General features: G+C 65.5%; 16 protein-coding genes and 2 tRNA genes. 14 read left to right on the plus strand and 4 right to left on the minus strand.

Features of this window, described 5'->3' with window-relative positions:
* The first annotated feature begins 42 nt into the window (after window positions 1-42).
* The 11 genes from H7007_RS13710 to H7007_RS07390 all read left to right on the plus strand — a co-directional run bounded on the left by H7007_RS13710 (window position 43) and on the right by H7007_RS07390 (window position 9428).
* Window positions 43-153, plus strand: coding sequence for a DUF2437 domain-containing protein (locus tag H7007_RS13710; protein WP_350340631.1), 111 nt, complete (start codon window positions 43-45; stop codon window positions 151-153).
* A gap of 32 nt (window positions 154-185) precedes the next feature.
* Window positions 186-944, plus strand: coding sequence for a fumarylacetoacetate hydrolase family protein (locus H7007_RS07345; protein WP_287154340.1), 759 nt, complete (start codon window positions 186-188; stop codon window positions 942-944).
* Between the two features lie 134 nt (window positions 945-1078).
* On the plus strand, window positions 1079-1615 hold the full coding sequence (locus H7007_RS07350) for a hypothetical protein (protein WP_287154342.1): 537 nt from the start codon (window positions 1079-1081) through the stop codon (window positions 1613-1615).
* A gap of 5 nt (window positions 1616-1620) precedes the next feature.
* Window positions 1621-2025, plus strand: a complete 405-nt coding sequence (locus H7007_RS07355) for a hypothetical protein (protein ID WP_287154344.1) — start codon at window positions 1621-1623, stop codon at window positions 2023-2025.
* Between the two features lie 436 nt (window positions 2026-2461).
* A complete protein-coding gene (locus H7007_RS07360; protein ID WP_287154346.1) occupies window positions 2462-3487 on the plus strand; it encodes a hypothetical protein in 1026 nt (341 codons plus the stop codon).
* Window positions 3488-3542: 55 nt separating this feature from the next.
* Entirely contained in the window at window positions 3543-5006 is a 1464-nt protein-coding gene (gene gltX / locus H7007_RS07365; protein WP_287154348.1) for a glutamate--tRNA ligase, read from the plus strand.
* Window positions 5007-5027: 21 nt separating this feature from the next.
* Window positions 5028-5840 (plus strand): MBL fold metallo-hydrolase, encoded by an 813-nt coding sequence (locus H7007_RS07370; RefSeq protein ID WP_287154350.1) that lies wholly within the window; start codon window positions 5028-5030, stop codon window positions 5838-5840.
* A gap of 681 nt (window positions 5841-6521) precedes the next feature.
* A complete protein-coding gene (locus H7007_RS07375; protein WP_287154352.1) occupies window positions 6522-7535 on the plus strand; it encodes a YhdH/YhfP family quinone oxidoreductase in 1014 nt (337 codons plus the stop codon).
* Between the two features lie 611 nt (window positions 7536-8146).
* Entirely contained in the window at window positions 8147-9142 is a 996-nt protein-coding gene (locus H7007_RS07380; protein WP_287154354.1) for a divergent polysaccharide deacetylase family protein, read from the plus strand.
* 114 nt (window positions 9143-9256) lie between these two features.
* Window positions 9257-9330, plus strand: a tRNA-Gln gene (locus H7007_RS07385).
* A gap of 20 nt (window positions 9331-9350) precedes the next feature.
* Window positions 9351-9428: transfer RNA gene (locus H7007_RS07390), tRNA-Glu, on the plus strand.
* 64 nt (window positions 9429-9492) lie between these two features.
* On the opposite strand, the gene H7007_RS07395 is transcribed toward H7007_RS07390, so the two are convergent.
* Complete coding sequence (locus H7007_RS07395) at window positions 9493-10524, minus strand: carbon-nitrogen hydrolase family protein (protein ID WP_287154356.1); 1032 nt, start codon at window positions 10522-10524, stop codon at window positions 9493-9495.
* A gap of 1148 nt (window positions 10525-11672) precedes the next feature.
* Between H7007_RS07395 and H7007_RS07400 the strand changes: the two genes are divergently transcribed.
* A complete protein-coding gene (locus H7007_RS07400; RefSeq protein WP_287154358.1) occupies window positions 11673-13406 on the plus strand; it encodes a thiamine pyrophosphate-binding protein in 1734 nt (577 codons plus the stop codon).
* A gap of 16 nt (window positions 13407-13422) precedes the next feature.
* On the opposite strand, the gene H7007_RS07405 is transcribed toward H7007_RS07400, so the two are convergent.
* Both H7007_RS07405 and H7007_RS07410 read right to left on the minus strand, forming a co-directional pair.
* Complete coding sequence (locus H7007_RS07405) at window positions 13423-14166, minus strand: SDR family NAD(P)-dependent oxidoreductase (protein ID WP_287154360.1); 744 nt, start codon at window positions 14164-14166, stop codon at window positions 13423-13425.
* 567 nt (window positions 14167-14733) lie between these two features.
* Entirely contained in the window at window positions 14734-15480 is a 747-nt protein-coding gene (locus H7007_RS07410) for a class I SAM-dependent methyltransferase (RefSeq protein WP_287154362.1), read from the minus strand.
* A 613-nt stretch (window positions 15481-16093) separates the two neighbouring features.
* On the opposite strand from H7007_RS07410, the gene H7007_RS07415 reads away from it, so the two are divergent.
* A complete protein-coding gene (locus H7007_RS07415; protein WP_287154364.1) occupies window positions 16094-17608 on the plus strand; it encodes a xylulokinase in 1515 nt (504 codons plus the stop codon).
* 7 nt (window positions 17609-17615) lie between these two features.
* Complete coding sequence (locus H7007_RS07420) at window positions 17616-18791, plus strand: apurinic/apyrimidinic endonuclease family protein (RefSeq protein ID WP_287154366.1); 1176 nt, start codon at window positions 17616-17618, stop codon at window positions 18789-18791.
* A gap of 188 nt (window positions 18792-18979) precedes the next feature.
* Here H7007_RS07420 and H7007_RS07425 read toward each other — a convergent pair whose 3' ends face one another.
* Window positions 18980-21079: a glycoside hydrolase family 3 C-terminal domain-containing protein gene (locus H7007_RS07425; protein WP_287154368.1), complete on the minus strand. Its 2100-nt coding sequence runs from the start codon at window positions 21077-21079 to the stop codon at window positions 18980-18982.
* Between the last annotated feature and the right edge of the window lie 199 nt (window positions 21080-21278).

Genomic DNA, 21278 nt, shown 5'->3' on the forward strand with positions numbered 1-21278 from the left:
GAGAGAGGTCGGTTGAGGACGGGAAAGGAGGAACACCCCCACATGAAGATCGCCAGGTATTCATATAAAGGGCACATCCGTTTCGGTATCCTGGAGGACGGCCTCCTCCACGAGCTGGAGCGCACCCCCTTCACCGGAGAGGCGACATCGTGAGGTTGTGGACGGAAAAGGGGGAACACCCGCAGATGAAGATCGCCAGGTATTCATATAAAGGGCACATCCGTTTCGGTATCCTGGAGGACGGCCTCCTCTACGAGCTTGAGCGCACCCCCTTCACGGAGATGAAAAAAACGGGTAGCACGTATCGCCTGGAGGAAGTGGAGCTCCTCACGCCCGTCTTCCCCCAGAAGATCATCGCCGTGGGTCTCAACTATCGGGACCACGCCGCGGAATTCGGCCTGCCCACCCCGGAGGAGCCGGTGCTCTTCATGAAACCGCCCTCCTCCCTCCTGCCCCACGGGGGGGAGATAGTCTATCCCTCCATGAGCGGGAGGGTGGACTACGAGGCCGAACTGGCTCTGGTGGTCGGCAGGGAATGCCGGGAGGTGAGCGTGGAAGAGGCTGCCTCCTGCATTCTGGGCTACACCTGCGGCAACGACGTCACGGCGCGTGACCTGCAAGCCAGAGACGGGCAGTGGACGCGGGCCAAGAGCTTCGACACCTTCTGCCCCCTTGGGCCCTTCATCGAGACGGAGGTGGATCCCCTGGGGCTCACCGTGGAGCTGCGCCTCAACGGGGAGTTGCGCCAGTCCTCGCCGGCCTCCAACATGATCTTCTCCCCGGCGGAACTCCTCAGCTTCACATCCCGCGTCATGACCCTCTACCCGGGAGACGTGATTATGACCGGCACGCCGTCCGGGGTGGGGGAGATGCGCCCCGGGGACGTCGTGGAGGTGGTCATCGAGGGCGTGGGCACCCTGCGCAACACGGTGGTCGCCCCGTAGCGCTGAATCCTTATCGCGACTCACGAAAGCCCGGGCCGTTGTCCGGATCACCGCCATGCCTCTCAGGCCATTCCTTATCAAGCCCGTCGCCTTTGCTGCCGAAAAATGGAAAAAGGTCGAGAGGGGGCAAGGTCATGGGATACTGGGTGTTCCTGATGTATGCCGTGGTCATCCTGCTTTTCCCGGTGGGCCTCTATTTCGCCCTCAAGGGAGAGGCGAAGAGAAAACAACAGCAGTACATGAAGATTATGGAATCCCGGGATGAGGAGGAATGCCTCGCCGCCGTCAGGGAGATGATCGCCCCCTTGAGAAGGGCGGAGAGGGGGCCTTTCGCCGGGAAGGGGGTCGACGGTCTGTCCGGCGAGGAGTGCGCAAGGCTGCTCCATTACCACTACCTTCCACTGATGGAGAAGAGGGTCAGTATATCCCGGAGGATCATACCCATAACGCTCATGACCTTCCCTCTGATTTTTCTTCCCTCACTCGTCAGGGCCTTTTCCTTAACCAGATTGTCGGTGGTGCTCGTCTTCTCCGCTTTTACCATCTCATACCTGTGGTTTTTCATAAGCCGGATAGTCTATCCCTGGAACGAAAAACACCTGGAGATGATGAGGGAGATCGACAGGCACGTCTTTCCGCTTCTGGGAGGCTCCGGGACGGTACAGGGATGACAGGGATGATGCCTGAGGGGGCGGGAGAGAGGGCTGTGAGCACGGGGTGGAAGCTCGTCATCCTGGATGTCGTTAACTGGTCGGTGTTCCTGTCCGCGGCAGGCCTTTTTTACCGGAACGCCCGGAAGGGGGAGAGCAGGATCGAGGCCATGCGGGAAGCGCTTGCCGCGCGTGACGAGGAGAGCTTCTACGAAGGGGTACGGGAGGTGGTGAGCCCGCATCCCCTGCGCCCGAGGATGGTGTGGGCGATGGCGCCCATGTTCGTGATGATGGTCCTTTTCCCCGCGATCTGCGCGAAGTTGGCCGCCGTCACGCGCAGGGAGGCGGACATGCTCCTCGCGGTGGATAAGAGGTTCGGGGAGCTCATGGCCCGGAAGCCCGAAAAGAAGGACCGTCCGGAGTCCCTTTGAAGGCCGGTTCGACCAAATCCTTGAGGTCAACGGTCTCTTCCCGCTGTCGGGAAGAACGTCCGCTGTCGAGGCGTCCGGTCGATACCCCCGACCGACAATACGCATAGACCGCCCATCTACCGATAATGACCGTAGACCGATAACAGGTGTCCTTCTCGCGGAGGAATCCGGTTTGGCGCGGAAGAGGTGGGCGAGCGGGGCGGTGACGCGCACCGAGGGCGCGGCGTGGGCGTCACCACGAGCGGCGTCCCGCTCCCGCGGGCGAGGAGTGCGTCCGGGTTATGCAGTGGGGCGGACGTCAAGCGCGGAAGCCTCGGCACCAGACGAAGCCATGCGGCCGCATGGTTTGCCCAAGGAGATCGGAAAGGTTGTGCGCGGGAAACATGATTCGGACGAGGTCCTGGCTTGAAGGGAGCGCAGAGGGGGGAGCAGCGAAATGATGGAAAGGGGGCCCTACAGGTCTCCCCCGACGGAGAACGACCCCGTGGAGGCCCACCCTCATAAGGGGAAGGGGGAGCTCTGGAGGACCGCCGGGCGCTTGGCCCTGCATGAGAGGCGCCTCTGGGCGGCGGCGCTTCTCGTCTCCGTGGGGCTTTCCGAATGCTGGCGCGTCCTCTTCGGCTGGGGTCCGCAGTGGGTCGGCGAGCGGGTCGCCGAACGGGTGCGGGTTGGGGCGGGGAAGGGCTTCCAGGACACGGCGCTCCTGGTGCTGACGGGCCTGGGCGTCTTCCTCCTCCTGCGGGCGATGGGTTACCTGGGGGAAACGGTCCTGGTGTCCCAGGTGGCCTTCCCGCGGCGCGGACAAGGGAAGGTCCCCGCCCCGGCTCTCAGGGGAGAGGGGGGAGCGACCGTCCCGGAGGAGGGCACGGTTCTCGCCTTTCGGGAGGCATTGCGGCAAGGCGGGGGACGCTGTTTCCGGCTGGCTCTCGCCCTCCTGCCCTGGGACGCGGCGAGGGTCGCGGTCGTCACCCTGGCCTCCCTCATGGTCCTCCTCTGGGGCAGGTGGGATCCGCACCTTCGCTTCATAGCCCCCTACCTCCTGGCCCTCCTGCTCTGGTTCCTGCTCCTCCTGGCGGTGTACGTGCTACTGGGCATCCCCGCGTACCTGGCCGCCCGCCAAGTGGTAATAAATGGCAAGAGCGTACCGGAGGGCTGGCGGGAAGGCCTTTCCCTTTTCCTGGGAAGGACGGAAGGTTGCCTTCAGGTCTGGCTCCAGGCCCTGTCCGCGGACGCCGCCTTCCTGGCCCTGGCATGGCCCCTTTCCTTCTTCCTGGCCTGGACCGCGGGGCGAGCGGCGGAGACTCTTCGGCCTCCGGCCCTGGCCTGGCTGGTCCGGGTGCCACTTTACGGACTGCTGGCTGTGGCCCTCGTTCTGGGGCAGGCCGTGGTGCAGGCCTTCAAATCCTCGCTGTGGACCACCTTCTTTCTCTCCGTAACGGCGACCCCGCCTGTGGTATCATAAATCCCGTTGCCGATGCGATGAGTTGGACTGTCCCGTGACGGGAGGTGGAGGAGGCTTGCGCCTGCGTTTCGCGCCCAGCCCTACCGGTTACCTGCACGTTGGAGGGGCCCGCACGGCTCTCTACAACTGGCTGCTCGCCCGCCAGTCCGGGGGCTCCTTCATCCTGCGCATCGAGGACACCGACCTCTCGCGCTCCACGGAGGAGGCCATCGAGGCCATCATGACCGACCTGCGCTGGCTGGGGCTGGACTGGGACGAGGGGCCGGACGCGGGCGGTGAGCACTGGCCTTACCGGCAGACGGGACGCTACGCCCTCTACCACGAGGCGGCCCTCCGGCTGCTGCGGGAGGGACATGCCTACCGCTGCTTCTGCTCCCCGGAGGAACTGAAGGAGAGAAGGGAGGCGGCACTCCGGGAAGGCCGCAATCCCATGTACGACCGCCGCTGCCGCTCCATACCCGAGGGCGAGGCGCAGCGCCTGGAGGAGGAGGGGCGTCCCTACGCCCTGCGCTTCCGGGTCCCGGAGGAGGGAGAGACGGCGGTGCGGGACCTCATCCGGGGCGAGGTGGTCTTCCGCAACCGGGAGATCGAGGACTTCGTCCTCCTGCGCAACGACGGGACTCCCACCTACAACCTGGCGGTGGTGGTGGACGACATCGACATGCGCATCACCCACGTGGTACGGGGCGACGACCACCTCTCCAACACCCCCAAGCAGCTCCTCATCTACCATGCCCTGGGGAAGGAACCCCCGGCCTTCGCCCACCTCCCCATGATCGTGGGTACGGACGGGAAGCCGCTCTCCAAGCGGCACGGGGACGTGGCCGTGGGGTACTACCGGGAGGCGGGCTTCCTGCCCGAGGCGATGATCAACTTCCTGGCCCTCCTGGGTTGGTCGCTGGACGACTCCACCACCATCATGGACCGGGAGACCCTGGTGGCCAACTTCGGCCTGGAGAGGGTGTCCTCCAAGCCCGCGGTGTGGGACACGGACAAGCTCTACTGGATGAACGCGCAGTACATCATGGCCATGGACGAGGAAGGGCTGGCGGAGGCCATCCGGCCTTTCCTGGTCCGTGAGGGGCTGCTGGCCGAGGGAGACGGGGAGGGGATGGAGAGGCTGCGCCGCGCCGTCCCCCTCATCCGGGAGAGGATAAAGGTGCTCGCCGACGCCGTGCCCCTCCTGGCCTTTCTCTTCCGGGAGGTGGAGACGGCGGAGGATTCCAGGGAATTTCTGGAAGGTGACGAGAACCGCGCCGTGCTTCGCGAGGCGGGAAAGCGCCTGCTGGAGCTGGAGAGGTTCGATGCCGAGAGCATCGAATCCGCGCTGCGGGCCATGGTTGAGGGGATGGGACTCAAGCCCCGAAAGGCCTTCCAGCCCATCCGGGTGGCGGTCACCGGGAGCAAGGTCAGCCCGCCCCTCTTCGAGTCCATGGAGCTCCTGGGGCGGGAGAGGTGCCTGCAGCGCATCGCCCGAGCCCTGGAGGGGAGCGAAAGGCGGGGCTCCAGGGTTCGCTGATGCCCGTCGGGAACGGGCGGGATGGCGATTACCCGCATCGGACAGGGGGAACGGGACGTCAGGGGGTGCGGCTTGCGTTACCGTTGGCTGGGAACGGCGGGCTTCGAGCTGGTAAGCGGGAGGACAAGCATCCTCCTGGACCCCTATATGACCCGCAATCCCGGAGCGCGCCCCGCCCAGCCCCTAAAGGCCCGAGACCTCGGGCACGCCGAGGCCGTGTTCCTCACCCACGGCCACTTCGACCACACCTTCGACGTTCCTCAGTTGGTAGAGAATTCCAGAGCGGTCGTCTATGCCTCGCCCACGGTGTGCGCTTCCTTGGCCCTCAGGGGCGTGGCCTGGACCCGGCTGCGTCCCAGGTGGCCGGGCGAGGCCGCGGAGGTGGGTCCCTTCCGGGTCACCGCGGTCCCCGCCTGCCATGTGACCTTCGATGCCCATCTAGTCCTCGCCACACTCTGGCGTTGCCGCGGCGTGCTGGCCGACCTGGCGCGCCTAGGCACCTCCCGCTATCCCACAGGCGAGGTACTGGGTTGGCTCGTGGAGGTGGAGGGAAAGACCTTGCTCCACCTGGGGAGCGCCTGCATGCGCTGGGTCCCCGACCGGCGGGTGGACGCCTTCCTGGTGCCGGTGCAGGGGAGGACGGACATCTGCGCCGTGGCTGCCGACCTAGTGGCCCGCGTGCGCCCGGGAACGGTCATCCCCCACCACCACGATGACTTCTACCCGCCGTTGAGCCAATATATTGACCTGGAGCCCTTCCTTCGGGAGATCGGGAGGAGGCACCCCGGCGTCAAGGTGAGGCTCCCGTCCATCAACCGCCTCGAGGAACTGTGATCTTTGAGGCGTTGGCCATCGGGGGAAAACGAGCTGGTGCCCGGATCGGGGTGGGAGCCTTCAAGACGGACCTCTCCGTTCGATGCCTATTCAAGGGGAAGGCGAAGGGCATCCCGGAAAGCAGGCCGGGGTCCCCGCGGTACCACGGCCTTTATAGTTCGTTTCAAGGGGTCGGATCAGCGGAGGCCCCGAATCGGGGGCAAGGGACCGCCTTTACTGGCGGATGAGCTTCAGGCGTCCGATCCACGGCTCAGTTCCTTTCTCTGCAGTTCAAGAGCCTTTTGAAAGCGGTGAGACTTTCCTCAAGCAGACGGCTTTTTCGGGGATAGCCGATCCGCGATGCGGCGTTATCGTCTGCGTAAGGCGGCCGGCCCTCGACGTTTTTGCGGTTTCGACGACGCCCTGCCGTCGCTCATACCTACCGTGGTTGGTGCCTCTGCGCTTTTTTCGCGCCGCGTCCTATTGTTCCGTGTTTCTTCGGGAGCCGGTGACCATAACGGAAAGCCCCTTTTGACCCTGCGTCCCGCAACAGGGATAATGAAAATGCGCCGGCTGGTGGATGGGGCATGCGGCCCATGGCGGGCGCCTTGAGGATGGCTTGTGTCGCCTCAGAAGAGCGGCAGCGATTTTCCGTAAGGCAAGCTTGTGTCGGAAGATGCCGAGGGATGGAGGAGGACGGATATGGGCAAGACTTTCCGGGCCATAGTGGTGCGCGAGCGGGAGGACGGCACCTTCACCCGCAGCATAGAGACAAGGGACACCGACGAGCTGCCTCCGGGAGAGGTGCTCATACGGGTGCATTACACCTCGGTGAACTACAAGGACGCCCTGTCGGCCATCGGCAACCGCGGGGTCACCAAAAATTACCCGCACACCCCGGGCATCGACGCCGCCGGGGTGGTGGAGGAGAGTTCCAGCGCAGACTTCAAACCCGGCGAGGAGGTGCTGGTCACCGGGTACGACCTGGGGATGAACACCTCGGGAGGGATGGCCGAGTACATCCGCGTCCCCGCCTCCTGGGTGGTGAGGCTGCCGGCGGGTCTTTCCTTGAAGGAGTCCATGATCTACGGCACGGCGGGTTTCACCGCCGCCCTCTCCGTCTACAAGCTCACCGGGGCGGGGGTCAGGCCGGACGCCGGGGAGGTGCTGGTTACCGGGGCCAGCGGGGGAGTAGGAAGCTTGGCCCTGCGTTTCCTGGCCAAGCTGGGCTACCGGGTGGTGGCCGCCGCCGGGCTGGTGGAGGAGTCCGAATATCCCCGCGTGGAGGAGAAGCTCAAGTCGCTGGGCGCCTCGCGGGTCATCCCCGCCTCGGAGGTCAACGACACCTCGGGGAAACTCCTCCTCAAGGGGATCTGGCCCGGCGCCGTTGACACCGTAGGGGGTAACGTCCTGGCCACGGTGGTGAAGCAGGCCGCCTACCTGGGGGTGGTGACCACCTGCGGGAACACCGGCGGGCACGAGCTGAACCTCAACGTGTATCCCTTCATCCTGCGTGGCGTGACCCTCATCGGCATCGACTCCGTGGAGTGCCCCATGGACCTCCGCCTCCAGGTCTGGGAGAAGATGGCAGGGGAGTGGAAGCCGGACAACCTGGAGGATTTCGCCACCGAGATAACCCTGGAACAGGTGGAGGAGAGGTTCCGGCTACTCCTGGACAAGAAATCCCAGGGCCGCGCCGTGGTGAGGGTTCAGTAAGGCGGGAACGGGTTTTTCGCCGGCCGTTTCACCAAAGCAGCCGCAGATGGCGAGACCGTCGGGGGCATGAGGGTGAGGGCCTGGGATCGGTCGATGGCCTTCGTGTTATCCCTCCTCGGTTCCCGCGGCGCTTGTCGTAAGGCGGAAGGCGTTCAGAGTCTGCCGTTGGCGGCGGCTGCCGGTGTGTGGCCTCCGATGACGTTCTTCACGCAATAAGCGATACCAGAAGTTTCCAAAGGTATTTCCAACCGCCGAGGGGCGAAATTGGAAGCCTTGCTTCTGCCGTTCGGAAGAAAGAGCGCGCGCATGGATGCCCGCTCAAGAGGTCGGGAAGGAAAGCCTTGTGGTCTCGCCGAACTTCGAGGCCCTGAGTGTGTGCCGCTCCCGCACCTTCCATGTACGGCCCTCCGCCGAAGCGACGAGGTTTATGGTAACGGCTGGTGGAGGTGGGAGGCGTTACCGGCGATACCTTCCCTGCCTTTGACCCGTGTTCGAGCCGCCCGCGGGACATTGGCCGATCGACGGCGGGTCCGCTGCCGTGACGCTGCTGTATACTTTATTAGAACGAATCTGGCAGTCCGTCGGCTGCGCGCTGAGGGAAGGCGATACGTTTGGAGGACAGGGAGTTCCGCGTGGACATGCGGCGGGTCATGGCCCGCCGCAGGCGCATGCGCCGTTTGAGAAGGTTGAGGTGGACCTGCATCGCCGCGGGATCCCTCGCGCTGCTCCTGGTGGGCTTTCTATTCTCTCCCTGGGGGCCGTGCAGGAGCGTCTTCTTCGGCCGGGACAGCGGGGAGGAGGCGGCCGGTGGGGCGGAGCAAGGCGCCGCGGTGACCTCTCCGGTGACGGCCGGCGAGTACCGTCCGGAACAGGAGGAAGGGGGCACGGGGGAAAGCGGGCAGGCTCGCGAACCGGCCAGGGAGGAGAAGGCCTCCATCGCCGAGCCCCCGGCGGTGGCCATTGTGGTGGACGACACCGGGGCCGACGTGGGAAACCTGGAGCGGTGGCTGGCGGTGGACGCCCCCCTCACCTTCGCCGTCCTGCCGCACTGCCGGGATTCAGCCTCCACGGCCGACAGGCTGTATTACGCCGGGTACCGCATCATGATGCACATCCCAACGGAGAACGATCCGCCGCATTCCTATTCCGGGGCCGGACAGCTCTCGGTGGGCATGAGCCGGGAGGCGGTGTTCGCCACGCTGGACGGAGACCTGGCCACGGTGCCCCATGCAAAGGGGATAAACAACCACCAGGGAGGGCGGGGTTGCAACGACTACCCGCTGATGTACCTCATGTGCGAGTGGGCGCGGGAACGCGGCCTTTACGTGGTGGACAGCGACAGCTCCACGCGCAGCCAGGTCACCAGAGCGGCGCAGGAGCTGGGGTTTCCCAGGAGGCGCAGCCAGGTATTCATCGACCACCAGAACGAGCCGGAATACATAAGGGAGGCCATGCGCCGAATGGCGAGGATAGCGCGGCAAGAGGGCACGGCCGTAGGTATATGCCACTTCCACCGCCCCAACACGCCCTCCGTGGTGGGCGAGATGATAAGGGAGCTCCGGGAGGAGGGCATCCACTTCGCCTTCGTGGAGGACATCCAGAACTGACCGGGATGGCGTCGGAATCTTCCGCCGCGGGCACCCTCGCCCGGTATCGGTTCGCTCAACGTCTGATGTTGAGCGGGAAAAGGCCTTGTGCTATCATATGCACCGGAGTTCCCTTGGGGGATCGTCTAATGGTAGGACGCGAGACTCTGGATCTCGTTGTGAGGGTTCGAATCCTTCTCCCCCAGCCAGAACCGAATATGGAATGCGTGGCGCATTAGTCTAGTTGGCCTAGGACGCCGCCCTCTCAAGGCGGAGATCGCGGGTTCGAATCCCGCATGCGCTACCAAGTCCAAGGCCCCGTAGGGGCCTTATATTTTTAGGGTCGCGGGCAGGCATCCGGGTGACCGGCCTTATCCCCCACGATTCCGGCGCTTCCGTGGGGGATGCACAGGCCTTTCCGGGGCATGGGTTTCCTCCACCCTCGTGCTCGACACGCGGCGGGCGCGGCGGCGTCGCTCGTGGCTGAGGCGGTAGTAGGTCTTTCCGGCGGCCTCGATGAGGCGGAACTGGTTCATGACCCAGGGGACCCGGAAGGCCCAGCGCCCGCGGGGCGGCGGGACCTCGCCCTTGCGACGGGTGGGGTCAAGCCGGACCTCCTCGACGACGACTCCCTCGTCTCCCTCCAGTTGAGCGAGGACGGTGCCGTCGGAGTCCGCGATGCAGGTGAACCCAGGAAAGGAGGACCTCTGGGTGAGGAAGGGCAACCCCGGTATGGGAGAGACCCAGGGCCCGCACTTGTTGACCATCACCGCCGGGATGCCCAGGAGGCGCGCGTAATGTGGCGCCAGCTCCCTCAGTCGGCGGTTGTACTCCTCCACCGCCCGACGCGGGAAGAGTGGATTGGGCATAGGGGAGGGGGCGGAATGGGGCATGAGGAGGAGGTCCACCCGGCCGGAGCCCATGAGGCAGGGGAGATAGGCCAGCTGGTTCTCGTAACAGATGCCCACGCCGATGCGCCCCAGCGCGGTCTCGATGAGGTGCGGGCCTCCCTCACCGCGGGTGAAGAAGGCCTCGGCGAAGGCCGGGGTCTGCTTGCGCACACGGCCCGCCTCACCGCCGTCTGGGCCGGTGATCACGAAGCTGTTGTAGAAGTCCTCGCCCTCCGCCTCCAGGTAGCTGGTCCCCAGCCACACGCCCAGCCTTCGCGAGGTCTCGCGCAGCCAGCGCATGGTGGGCCCTTCACGCGGCTCCGCGGCGTCCCATATCTCTTTGGAGAAGATATACCCGGTGGGCATGAACTCGGGGAGGACCACCAGCCGCGCTCCGCATTCCACCGCCTCCTCCACGAATCGGGTGGCCCGCTCCAGGTTTCCCTCGATGTCCCCGTTGGCCGATTCCATCTGCACCGCGCCCACGCGCAGCGTCCTGACCCCTTCTTCCATGACCTGACCTCCCGCCGTCCGAGCGGCCGCCGCAGATAAGAGCCCCGGGAGAGGAAGCGGAGCGACGGCCGTCGTCCATCACATCACCGCACGGTTTCGCCCATCGCCGACCGGAATAGGAAGGGGTGCGGATCAAGGCCTAAACCGTTCCGCTCGCCGACTTCCTAAGAATAAATGTATTTTCCACCTCCGGGAGGAGAGAAGGCAAGCCAGGCAAAAGGTCATCCTTTTCTCCACATGTTTTCTTCCTTGGTTCCTTCCAGCCCGTGAGGCGCCCGCTGAGACGTAGCGGTTTCTTGCCCTTGGCGATACATGTCAATCGCCCTTTTCCTGGAGATGGTCCTGACGCTGGCCGGCTTACGAACAACTGACATGCACGGTAATGCGCGTCCGTGTCCACCTTTTGACTGAGCCGGATGTTCCGGACGTCATCGTGAGGGCTTGCGGTGCGCCAGGCATCTTCGGGAACGATGGGCGCTTCGGTTGGTCTTGCCCGGCCTTTCTCGGGCCGGGAAGCGGCATGGAGGAGGGGTCATTGGAGCTCATAATTCCATGAAAATGAAGCATATCCATACCCGATGGACGCGATGGTGCTGTTTTGAGAGAGGTCGCTGGAGGCCGTGAACCCGGGCAAATGGAGAACATTCACATTCGTTCCACACCACCGGTGTGTTTAAAAAGAGGTCACCGGAGGCCATAATTTCTCCTGAAGGGAATATCACATGCAGGGCTGCATCTCGGCTGAAGACGGGCATCGTCTTCCGTATGCCGTTTTCGATCAACGTTGAAGGGAAGTCGGAGTTGCCGCCTCGGCGAAAAAAGGACACCGACTTTTTACGGATTTGCCTTGCCGCCCGTCTCAGGAGGGCCGGCATCGTCGGTTTCGTGAGCCACCGGGGATGGTAAAGGGGATGGGGCGGCGCGCGGTGAGGACTTGGGTGGGTTGGAGCCCGACGGGAGGATCCTCGAGGAATGGTGAAGGAAAGCGGTGGCGTGCGGAGTGGGTTCTTGCGTTGCGGCATTCGTTTCCCGGGTGGACGGGAAGCGGGTGTATCACTTGCCCGCTTTCCGGTTGTGTGGGTTCTTGCGCCGCGGCATCCGTTTCCCGAGCGCGTAGGGACGGGAAGAGGGATGAGGAGGGGGTAGAGATGGCCGGTATCACGGGAGGAGAGTTGCTGGTGAAAGCCCTCCTGCGGGAGGGGGTAAAGTACGTCTTCGGCATTCCCGGGGGGCAGCTGACCACCTTCCTGGACGCCATCCACCGCGTGGGGCGGCCGAAGGGCATGGAGTTTATCATGACCCGCCACGAGTCGGCGGCTGCCTCCATGGCCGACGCCTACTGCCGGGTGACTGGAGAGGTGGGGGTGTGCTGCGGGACGGTGGGGCCGGGAGCCCTGAACCTGGCGGCGGGCGTGGCCGCGGCCTACAACGACGGCATCCCCATGGTGGTCATCACCCCCCAGGTGCACTCCAACCGCTGCTACCCCTTCAAAGGTAGCCAGCAGCAGCTGAACCAGGTGGACTTCCTCAAGCCCATCACCAAGTGGAACGCCCTGGTGCACTGCTGGGAGAGGATACCGGAGATGGTGCAGTGGGCCTTCCGCGCCGCCACCACGGGGAGGCCGGGTCCGGCGCACCTGGACATCTGCGTGGACACCCTCTTCCAGGTGAGGGAGGAGGAAGGGGTCAAGCTCCCGCCGCCGGAGAGATACCGCCCGCTCAACCCGCCGTCTGGGGACGAGGAGGCCATGGACAGGGCTGTGGAGCTGCTGCTGAAGGCGGAGAGACCGCTCTTGCACGCCGGGGGAGGCGTGCTGCGTTCCGGGGCTTGGGAGGAGGTGCGCGAGCTGGCGGAATACCTCCAGATGCCGGTGACCACCAGCGTCTCCACGCGGGGGATCCTGCCCGAGGACCACCCGCTGCTCCTCCTCCCCAAGGGGGCGGGAGCCATCTTCGCCGAGTCCACGGCGGATGTGGTCCTCTGCGTGGGCTGCACCATGGCCGAGCTGGAATACTGGGGCAGACCCCCGTTGTGGGGCGACCCGGAGGCCCAGAGGTTCATCCAGGTGGACATCGACCCGCAGGTCATCGGCCTCAACCGGGAAGTGGACGTGGCGGTGGTGGGCGACGCGCGCCTGGTGCTCAGGAAATTGTTGGAAAAGGTAAGGGAAGCCACCGGTCCTTCCCCGGAAAGGATTACCAACACACAGTACCGCCAGGCGGAGAAGGAGGCCGTGGCCGCCTTGGAAGAGGCGTCGCGCTCCGATGCCAAACCCATCCACCCCGCACGCCTAGTGCGGGAGGCGGTGGAATTCTTTGGGAGGGAGGCCATCGTGGCCGTGGACGGTGGGAACATGGGGCTGTGGGCGTTGAACGGGGTGCGGGTGTACCGGCCCCGCTCCTTCCTGTGGTCCACGGACATGGGCATGCTGGGCACCGGGCTGCCCTTCGCCCTGGGGGCCAAGCTGGCCTGCCCGGAGCGGCCCGTTTACGTCCTGCACGGCGACGGGGCCTTCATGCTCAACAACCACGAGGTGGAGACGGCCGTGCGCTACAACCTCCCGGTGGTGGACATCATCGGCAACGACCGGGCCTGGGGGATGATCAAGGGGGCGCAGCACGCCGCCTTCGGTGGCCGTTACATCGGGGTGGACTTCGGTGAGACGCGGTACGACAGGCTGGCCGAGGCCATGGGGGCTTTCGGGGTACGGGTGGAGGACCCGAAGGACATCCGGCCGGCACTAGAGGAGGCGGTGAGGTCCGGGAAGCCGGCGGTCATCGACGCCCTCATAGACTGCCAGGTGAACCTGGAGCCGCCTCTCTTCCAGATCTACCTCGAGGTGGCCCTCATGGGCTGTGACCTCTCCGGCTGCAACCCGTGACCCGGGCGAGAACGCTTCAGTCGATCATGATGCCGCCGTCCAGGATGAGGGTCTGCCCGGTCATGTAGGTGGCGTCCTCGACGAGGAAGGACACGGCCCTGGCCACTTCCTCCCCGGTGCCGAAGCGGCGCATGGGGATGCGGGGGATGATCTTGGCCTTGTAGTCCTCGGGCATCCAGCCGATCATCTCCGTCTCTATGTAGCCGGGAGCTATGGCGTTCACCCGAATACCGTAGCGGGCCACCTCCCGGGCCAGGCAAACGGTGAAGCCGGTCACCCCTCCTTTGGAGGCGGCATATGCCGTGCCGCCGGCCATTCCGATCATGGACACGATGGAGGAGATGTTCACCACGCAGCCTGGGACCTGCCTGCGCAGCATGTCGGCTATGCAGTGCTTGGCCATGTAGAAGTAGCTGAAGAGGTTGACGTGCAGCACCCGCTCCAGCTCCTGCGCTTCCATTGACTGGATGGGGGAGAGGTGGCTCATTCCGGCGTTGTTCACCAGGATGTCCACCCCGCCCAGCTCCTCGACGCAGCGTTCCACCACCAGGCGGGCGCCCTCCTCGGTGGCCAGGTCGGACTGCACCACAAGCGCCCGCACCCCCATGCCCTCCGCCCGCTGGCGGACCTCCTCGGCGGCGTCCACCCGGCTCTGACAGCAGACCACCACGTTGGCCCCTCGCTGCGCCAGGTGCAGGGCTATGGCCCGGCCGATGCCCCGCGAGGAACCGGTGACGATGGCGTTGCTTCCCCGGATCATCTCCTACTCCTCCCTTGTCAACTCAGCGACGGACGTCTGGCTCGTCGTTCCCCGAGCGGTGGGGGCCGAGAATGCGCGGCCGTTCACCGGCGTGAGGGTATGCCGCTTTTGCACCCGAGCACGAACCGGTGCCGCCCGGGGGCCGCCTTCGCCCGCCGGGTCCGGAAACGAGAGGCCGCACGTCTCCCGAAGCCTCCGCAGAGGACGCCCAGGGTTGCACGTCAGGTTTTTTCCATTCTACATGACGGATCGGGTTGTATACACGATGCGCGGGCGTTGGTGTCGCGAGAAAGAAGGTATCGCGAATACCATGTACTTCTATCGTTTTGGCCGAGAGCTCGATGCGCGGGTCGTGGCGCCGTAAGCGGAGAAAGCCCCGCATGAGCTCCTCCAGGATGAGTGGTCGTGGGATTGTTGGGCGGGCGTTGGCGCTGCGATGGCTATAGGGCTCACGACTGCGCCAGGGTTTGAGGCATGCTCGCCCGGTGAGGGAAAGCCTCGCATCTCTTTTACCGCCGAGCCTCCCGCCCTCGCAGGGAAGGCCTCTGCGGGCCTTCGACCGGCGGGTCACGGTTTGCTGGCCAGCGCGGTGAGGGAGCTTCCCAGCGGGAGCCCGGGACCGGAAGCGACACGGGCCTCCAGTTCCAGAAGGCGGGTTAGGGCGCGGTTGATTGGCAGGGGCGGGAGGCGGAGGTCGGAGACCGCTTCCTCCTCCGGCGTGCCTCGAGTCAGCAGGCGGCGGGCAGCCAGAAGCGGCAGCAAGGTGAACATGAAGTAGGTGGCCTTCACCGGCCGCAGACCCGCGGCATCCAGCATTTCCATAATCTGGGAGCGGCGGTAGCGCCGCACGCCTCCCACGGCCAGGTCGTGGCCCCCGCGGAGCATGGGCAGGGCGGGCAGGTTGAGCAGCAGGTACCCGCCGGGAGCCAGGACGCGGGCCATCTCCCGCAACGCGGCCAGGTCATCGGACACGCTCCGGTGGTAGAGGACGTTGAAGGAGACCACCAGGTCGAAGGAGGCGTCCGGGAAAGGGAGGTATTCCACCGAGCAGCAGAGCAGCTCCTCCAGGCCCCTCTGGCCGCAACGACGGAGGGCCGCTTCACAGGCGTCCAGAGCCACCAGGCGACGGGGGTGGTAACGGTCCCTCAGCCAGGCGGTGAGCCCACCCGTGCCGCAGCCGGCGTCCAGCACCCTCCTCCGCGCCGCCTCGGGGCAGCGTGCGTCCAGGAGGCGCGCGTAGAGGGCTCGGTGACCCAGGTACCACCAGTGGGAGTCCTCCACGCCGTAGAGCCTTTCGTATTCCTCTTCCTTCATCGCCGCGCCACTCCGATCGCCTGCCCTTCGGAGGGTTCAAATGGTCTTATCCGTATATCCTCGAGAGACCGAAAGCATGCCTCGACTCGAAAGCGAAACCCCGTGACCCACGATTTGATGATAAACCGAAAACAGGGAAAAAGGCCCACCTCCGGCGCAAAAAGACAGCGGCCATGACTCCCGTAGAAGGTAAGGCAGGGAAAGCATACCTCGACTCGAACGCGAAACCCCATGACCCACGATTTGACGATGACCTGAAAGGTAGGCTGCATGCCCGTCTCCGACGGACTGGAGGACGCTGGTGTATCTCCCAAGAAGATAAGTCATAAGGCATGCCTCGATCGGAATCCTGGCTCCAACCTCCAACGGCTCGATGATTGGATGAAAGTCGGCGAGAGCTCGTGATCACGGTGGCCTGGATCCCTTCGCGTACTCCCAGTGGTCGGAAGGAGAAACTTCCATCACAAACGGCGTTTTCTAGCTTTGGCGGCATCGCTTCAGGAATGAGAGAGACAGTTGCTCACCTTTCCACCCGCGTCCCGCTCATGATATATGATTAACCTGAGTCGAGCTCGCATCGTCCCAAGTATCCAGATCGTTTCTCGGGGGAGGCATGTCCTATCTTCTAGGTCTCGACGCCGGAAGCTCCTCCATCAAGGCAGCCCTGATCGACGTGCAGACGGGCAGGGCGGTGGCCTCGGCCTCCTCCCCGCGGGAGGAGATGCCCATATCCTCGCCGCGCCCCGGCTGGGCGGAACAAGACCCCCTGATGTGGTGGGAACATCTGAGGCGAGCCGTCCTCCTCCTGGGCCGGGAGGGGGGTGTCAGCCTGGACCGGGTGGAGGCCATCGGGATCTCCTACCAGATGCACGGGCTGGTGGTCACCGACGCGTCGCTAGTGCCCCTTCGGCCGGCCATAATCTGGTGTGACTCCCGGGCGGTACCGGTGGGGGAGAGAGCCTTCCGCGAGGTGGGCGAGGAGAGGTGCCTGGCGCGGCTTCTGAACGCGCCGGGAAACTTCACCGCCTCCCGCATGAGGTGGCTGATGGACAACGATCCCGAGACCTGCAGGAGGGCGCGGTGGATGATGCTCCCCGGGGACTGGCTGGCGGCGCGCATGACCGGGGAGGCCTCCACCACGGCCCCCGGGCTCTCGGAGATGATTCTCTGGGATTTTCTGGAAGATAGGCCGGCTTATGAAATTATGGAGGCGATCGGTATAGAGGTGAGGCTTCTCCCTCCCCTGGTGCCCATCTTTTCCGTGCAGGGAGAGCTGAGGCGGGAGGTGGCGGAGGATCTGGGCCTCCGCCCCGGGATACCGGTGTCCTACCGCGCCGGGGACCAGCCCAACAACGCCTTCTCCCTCAGGGTCCTCGAGCCGGGGGAAGCGGCGGCCACCGCGGGCACCTCGGGCGTGGTCTACGCGGTCACTGACCGCGGGCTCCATGACCCGGAATCGCGGGTGAACGTCTTCCTCCACGTCAACCATGCGCCGGAGCGGCACCGTTACGGGATACTCCTCTGCGTCAACGGGACGGGAATCCTCTACCGCTGGCTGAAGCGGAACCTGGGGGGCGGGGAAGGCTGGGATTACCGGGTGATGAACGAGCTGGCCTCGCGAGTGCCCGTGGGCTCGGAGGGCCTGGTCTTCCTCCCTTACGGGAACGGCGCAGAGCGCACCCTCGGAAACCGCGACCCCGGGGCCTCGCTGCACGGCCTGGACCTCAACCTGCACCGCCGGGAGCATGTGTTGCGCGCCGCCCAGGAGGGGATAGCCTTCGCCCTGAAATACGGGCTGGAGATCATGGAGGGCATGGGTTTTCGTCTGGAGAAGGTGCGGGCCGGGCGGACCAACATGTTCCTGAGTCCCGTCTTCCGGGAGGCCTTCACCGCCCTCTCCGGCGTGGAGCTGGAGATCTACGAGACCGATGGTGCCCAGGGGGCGGCGAGGGGAGCCGGGCTGGGAGCGGGGATGTACCGGAATGCGGAGGAGGCCTTCCGTGGTCTCTCCGGGGCAGGCGGGATGCGGGTGGATGGGGACCTACGGGATGCCTACCTGGAGGCCTATACCCGCTGGCGCGAGGTCCTTCGCGGAGAGCTCCCCGGGTTGCCGGAGAGAAGGGGATGACCCGGGCATGGGAAAGGGACTCGTGGATAGGATGGGGGAGGAGGAGATGGGAGAGGTTTCCTTGCACAGCGTGTGCCGTTGGACTTTCCACGCCGGGAAGGGCGGTTTCGTCCCCGCGGATTCCATACCCGAATGGGGCCCGGAGCGCCTGGACTCACCGGGGGCGGTGGAGTTGGTGGCCGGCGAGATAGCCCCCCGCCTGCCGGAATACGTCGTGCTGGGCATGGAGTTCCACTACGACTACGAGGTGGACGAGGGGAACGCCTCCGCGGTGGCCGAGGCCCTGGTGGAGAACGGCATGTACCTGGCCCTGATAACCCCCGGCGCCCACCGGCATTTCGCCTACGGCGGAGTGGCCTCCCTGGACCCCGAGGAGAGGAGGAAGGCGGAGGAGTTCGCCCGGCGTGCCGTGGACCTGGCCTACGGGCCCCTGCGCCCCGCCTGGCACCCGGAACCGGAAAAATATCCCACCCTGGTCCTCTGGAACGGGTCCTGGGGGTACGACCTGGCCTCCCCGGCGGTGGCCGACATGTACCGGAACCTCAAGGAGAGCGTGGCCTCGCTGTGCCGCTACGAGGAGGAGAAGGGCGGGGAGCTCTTCGTGGCCTTGGAGCCCAAACCTAACGAGGGGCACCCGGCCATGCTCTTGCCCACCGTGGCCAGCGCCATCCTCTTCTGGAAGAGGCTGGCGGAGGAATACGGCATATCCCCGCGCCGCAAGGGGGTGAACAAGGAGTTCGGCCACTCGGAGATGATCGGCCTGGACCACGTCTACGACACGGTGGAGGAAGCGGACAACGGCATGCTGGTGCACATGCACGTCAACAGCCAGGGGTTGAACGACGGCATCGTCCTCGGCGGTCCGGGGAAGTTCGACGTCGACCACGGGGTGCGCATCAACGGGATGAACCTGGCCGTGGCCGCCATCGCCCGGGAAGCGGGCTTCGCGCGCTGGAAGGGGCACGACATGCAACCCCGCCCCTACGACGACCGGGAACGGGCCCTTGACCGGGTGGTGCGCTCCATACTCAGCTGGGAGGCTTGCGCCCGGGCGGAGAGAGAGATGGACCATGCCCTGCTGCGGGAGTACCTCTCCCGCCGGGATACGGCGCGGGCGGAAGACCTCATCCGCGAGGCGGTGATGGAAGCTTACCGGAAATTCCTGGAAATGTACCGGGGATAGGGCCGCCGGGGCGGGAAGGGAAAGCCCGGATACGACCTGCACGCGCAAATCCCCGAGTCGCCAGTGCTGGAGAAAGGCGGAGCGGTATACCACAAGGGGCCTCTCTACACGGGAATCCCCTGTCGCCCGCGCCGGCCGGAAGCGCTCTTCCGGCGTCCGGAGGAACGCCCCTCTACTCGCGCGGGTCGCTATGTCACGCGGAAGGAACCGCGTAGGGGCAGGTCCTCGAGGGCCGAGGAGGCCCCCACGTAGACGTCGTAGTCCGTGCGCTCCACCACCCACCTGCCGGCCCGGTCGTCGTAGTAAGCGAGGTCCTCCGCCCGCAGGGTGAAGGTCACGCGCCTGCTCTCCCCGGGCTCCAGCGGAACGCGGAGAAAGCCCTTGAGCTCCTTGACCGGCCGGTCCACGGCGGAGGCGGGATACCCCACGTAGAGCTGCACCACCTCCTCCCCGGCGCGCCGACCGGTGTTGGAGACCTCCGCCTCCACGGTGAGCGACCCGTCGGCGGGGATCTCCTCCGCACTCAGGCGGAGGGAACGGTATTCGTAGGTGGTGTAGGAGAGGCCGAAACCGAAGGGAAAGGCGGGGCGCATGCCCTTCCTGTCCAGGAGCCGGTAGCCGTGGTAGTAGCCGTATTCCACGCTCCGCGCCTTCTTGTCGAAGGGGGGCAACTGCTCGTTTCCCTCCGGGAAGGTGAGCGGGAGCTTCCCCGACGGGTTCACCAGCCCGAAGATGACCTCGGCCACCGCCCTCCCGCCTTCCATCCCGGGATACCAGGCCATGAGGACGGCGGGGATCCTTTCCCGCCAGCCAGAGGTGATGATCGCCGATCCTCCCTCCAGGACCACCGCGCAACGCGGGTTGGCCATGGAAATCGTTTCCAGAAGAACGATGTCCCGCATCCGCAGCGAGAGGTCCTCCCTGTCGCCCCCCAGCTTGACTGGCCCGGGCATGGCCTCCCCCTCGTCCCTGCCGGTGAGGCCCACGACGGCGATGCAGGCGTCCGCGGAACGCGCCGCCTCCGCCGCCTCGAAGGGGTCCGAACCGTCGCGGTATATCACCTCCGTGTTCGGGCCGGCGAGGTCGCGAAGCCCCTGCAGGACGGTCACCACGTAGGGCGGCCGGACCCGGCTTGAACCCCGGTCCCCTATGTTGGGAAGGTCGGCCAGCTTCCCGATGACCGCCAGCTTCCCGATCTTCCCGGGCTCAAGCGGGAGGAGGCCTCCTTCGTTCTTCAGGAGCACGATGCCCTTGCGCGCCGCCTCCAGGGCCAGATCCGCGTGTTCCCGGCAGGCCACGCGATGCGGTCCGTAATCCCCGGTGCCCGCGCGCGCGAACCTGGCCTTCTGGCGCAGGATGCGGGTGACCGCATCGTCCACCAGGGACTCGGGGACCGCTCCCCTGCGCACGGCGCGGACCAGCCTCCTCCCGAAGAAGACGGCATGGGGCATCTCCACGTCCAGGCCGCCGAGGGCGGCCTTCACCGTGTCCCGCGTCCCGAGCAAGAAGTCGGACATGACCAGGCCGCGGAAACCCCACTCCCCTTTCAGGATGTCCCGCAGGAGGTGGGAGTTGTGGGCGCAGTACTCGCCGTTGACCCGGTTGTAGGCGCTCATCACCGCCGCTGCCCCTTCCTCCACGCAGCGGCGGAAATGGGGAAGGTAGACCTCCCGCAGGGTGCGTTCGTCGACGCGCACGTCGACGTAGAAACGGGATTCCTCGATACTGTTGCAGGCGAAGTGTTTGACGCAGGCCATGAGGTGCTTCTGGGCGCCGCGGACCATGGCCGCCCCCATCTCGCCGAGGAGGAAAGGGTCCTCGCCGAACGTCTCCTGTGCCCGCCCCCAGCCCGGGTGACGCAACAGGTTGACGCACACCCCGCCGAAGAAATCGGCCCCCTGGGAACGGGCCTCCACGGCCATGGCCTCGGCCACCCGCTCCTCCAGGTCCACGTCCCAGGTGGCCCCGCGGGCCATGGAGACCGGGAAGCAAGTGGAACGGTTGAGGGCCACACCCCGCGGCCCGTCGGTGAAGCGCAGGGGAGGGATGCCCAGCCGACGGTCTTCCCCGGCGCGGAAGGGACGGAAGTTGTAACGGATCAGTGATACCAACATTTCCCAGGCTCGCATGCGTCCGGCCATCTGGTTCACCTTCTGGCGGACGCTCATCCCCCTCACCAGCTCCTTTATGAGCCGCTCTCGTTCCTCTCCCTCCGCCCGCAAGACGGATTCCCAGGAGGGTATCGAGGTCACCTCCCCTTTCCCGGCTCCTTTCCGGACGACTCGCACGAGCGAACCTCCTTCCCCCTCATTCGTGAAAGTTCGATAACGAAAAGTTATCATCCCTCAACTTTGGGGGCAAAGGGTGTTCGTTTGGCCGGTCCGTCACCGTGGTTCGGCTACCTTTACGGCCCCGATGAGAATCTGTCGAAAGGATACTGTAACCGTCCCCTCCAGCGGTTGTGAGGTCAATCGCTCCCTCTTGACG

This window comes from Candidatus Solincola tengchongensis, from assembly GCF_015711935.1.
Classification (GTDB): domain Bacteria; phylum Actinomycetota; class Geothermincolia; order Geothermincolales; family RBG-13-55-18; genus Solincola_A; species Solincola_A tengchongensis.

Excerpts from the sequence above, each read along its gene's own strand:
- H7007_RS13710 (WP_350340631.1), top strand. The coding sequence starts at position 43 with ATGAAGATCGCCAGGTATTCATATAAAGGGCACATCCGTTTCGGTATC.
- H7007_RS07345 (WP_287154340.1), top strand. The coding sequence starts at position 186 with ATGAAGATCGCCAGGTATTCATATAAAGGGCACATCCGTTTCGGTATC.
- H7007_RS07350 (WP_287154342.1), top strand. The coding sequence starts at position 1,079 with ATGGGATACTGGGTGTTCCTGATGTATGCCGTGGTCATCCTGCTTTTC.
- H7007_RS07355 (WP_287154344.1), top strand. The coding sequence starts at position 1,621 with ATGATGCCTGAGGGGGCGGGAGAGAGGGCTGTGAGCACGGGGTGGAAG.
- H7007_RS07360 (WP_287154346.1), top strand. The coding sequence starts at position 2,462 with ATGATGGAAAGGGGGCCCTACAGGTCTCCCCCGACGGAGAACGACCCC.
- H7007_RS07370 (WP_287154350.1), top strand. The coding sequence starts at position 5,028 with ATGGCGATTACCCGCATCGGACAGGGGGAACGGGACGTCAGGGGGTGC.
- H7007_RS07375 (WP_287154352.1), top strand. The coding sequence starts at position 6,522 with ATGGGCAAGACTTTCCGGGCCATAGTGGTGCGCGAGCGGGAGGACGGC.
- H7007_RS07395 (WP_287154356.1), bottom strand. The coding sequence starts at position 10,524 with ATGGAAGAAGGGGTCAGGACGCTGCGCGTGGGCGCGGTGCAGATGGAA.
- H7007_RS07400 (WP_287154358.1), top strand. The coding sequence starts at position 11,673 with ATGGCCGGTATCACGGGAGGAGAGTTGCTGGTGAAAGCCCTCCTGCGG.
- H7007_RS07405 (WP_287154360.1), bottom strand. The coding sequence starts at position 14,166 with ATGATCCGGGGAAGCAACGCCATCGTCACCGGTTCCTCGCGGGGCATC.
- H7007_RS07410 (WP_287154362.1), bottom strand. The coding sequence starts at position 15,480 with ATGAAGGAAGAGGAATACGAAAGGCTCTACGGCGTGGAGGACTCCCAC.
- H7007_RS07415 (WP_287154364.1), top strand. The coding sequence starts at position 16,094 with ATGTCCTATCTTCTAGGTCTCGACGCCGGAAGCTCCTCCATCAAGGCA.
- H7007_RS07420 (WP_287154366.1), top strand. The coding sequence starts at position 17,616 with ATGGGAAAGGGACTCGTGGATAGGATGGGGGAGGAGGAGATGGGAGAG.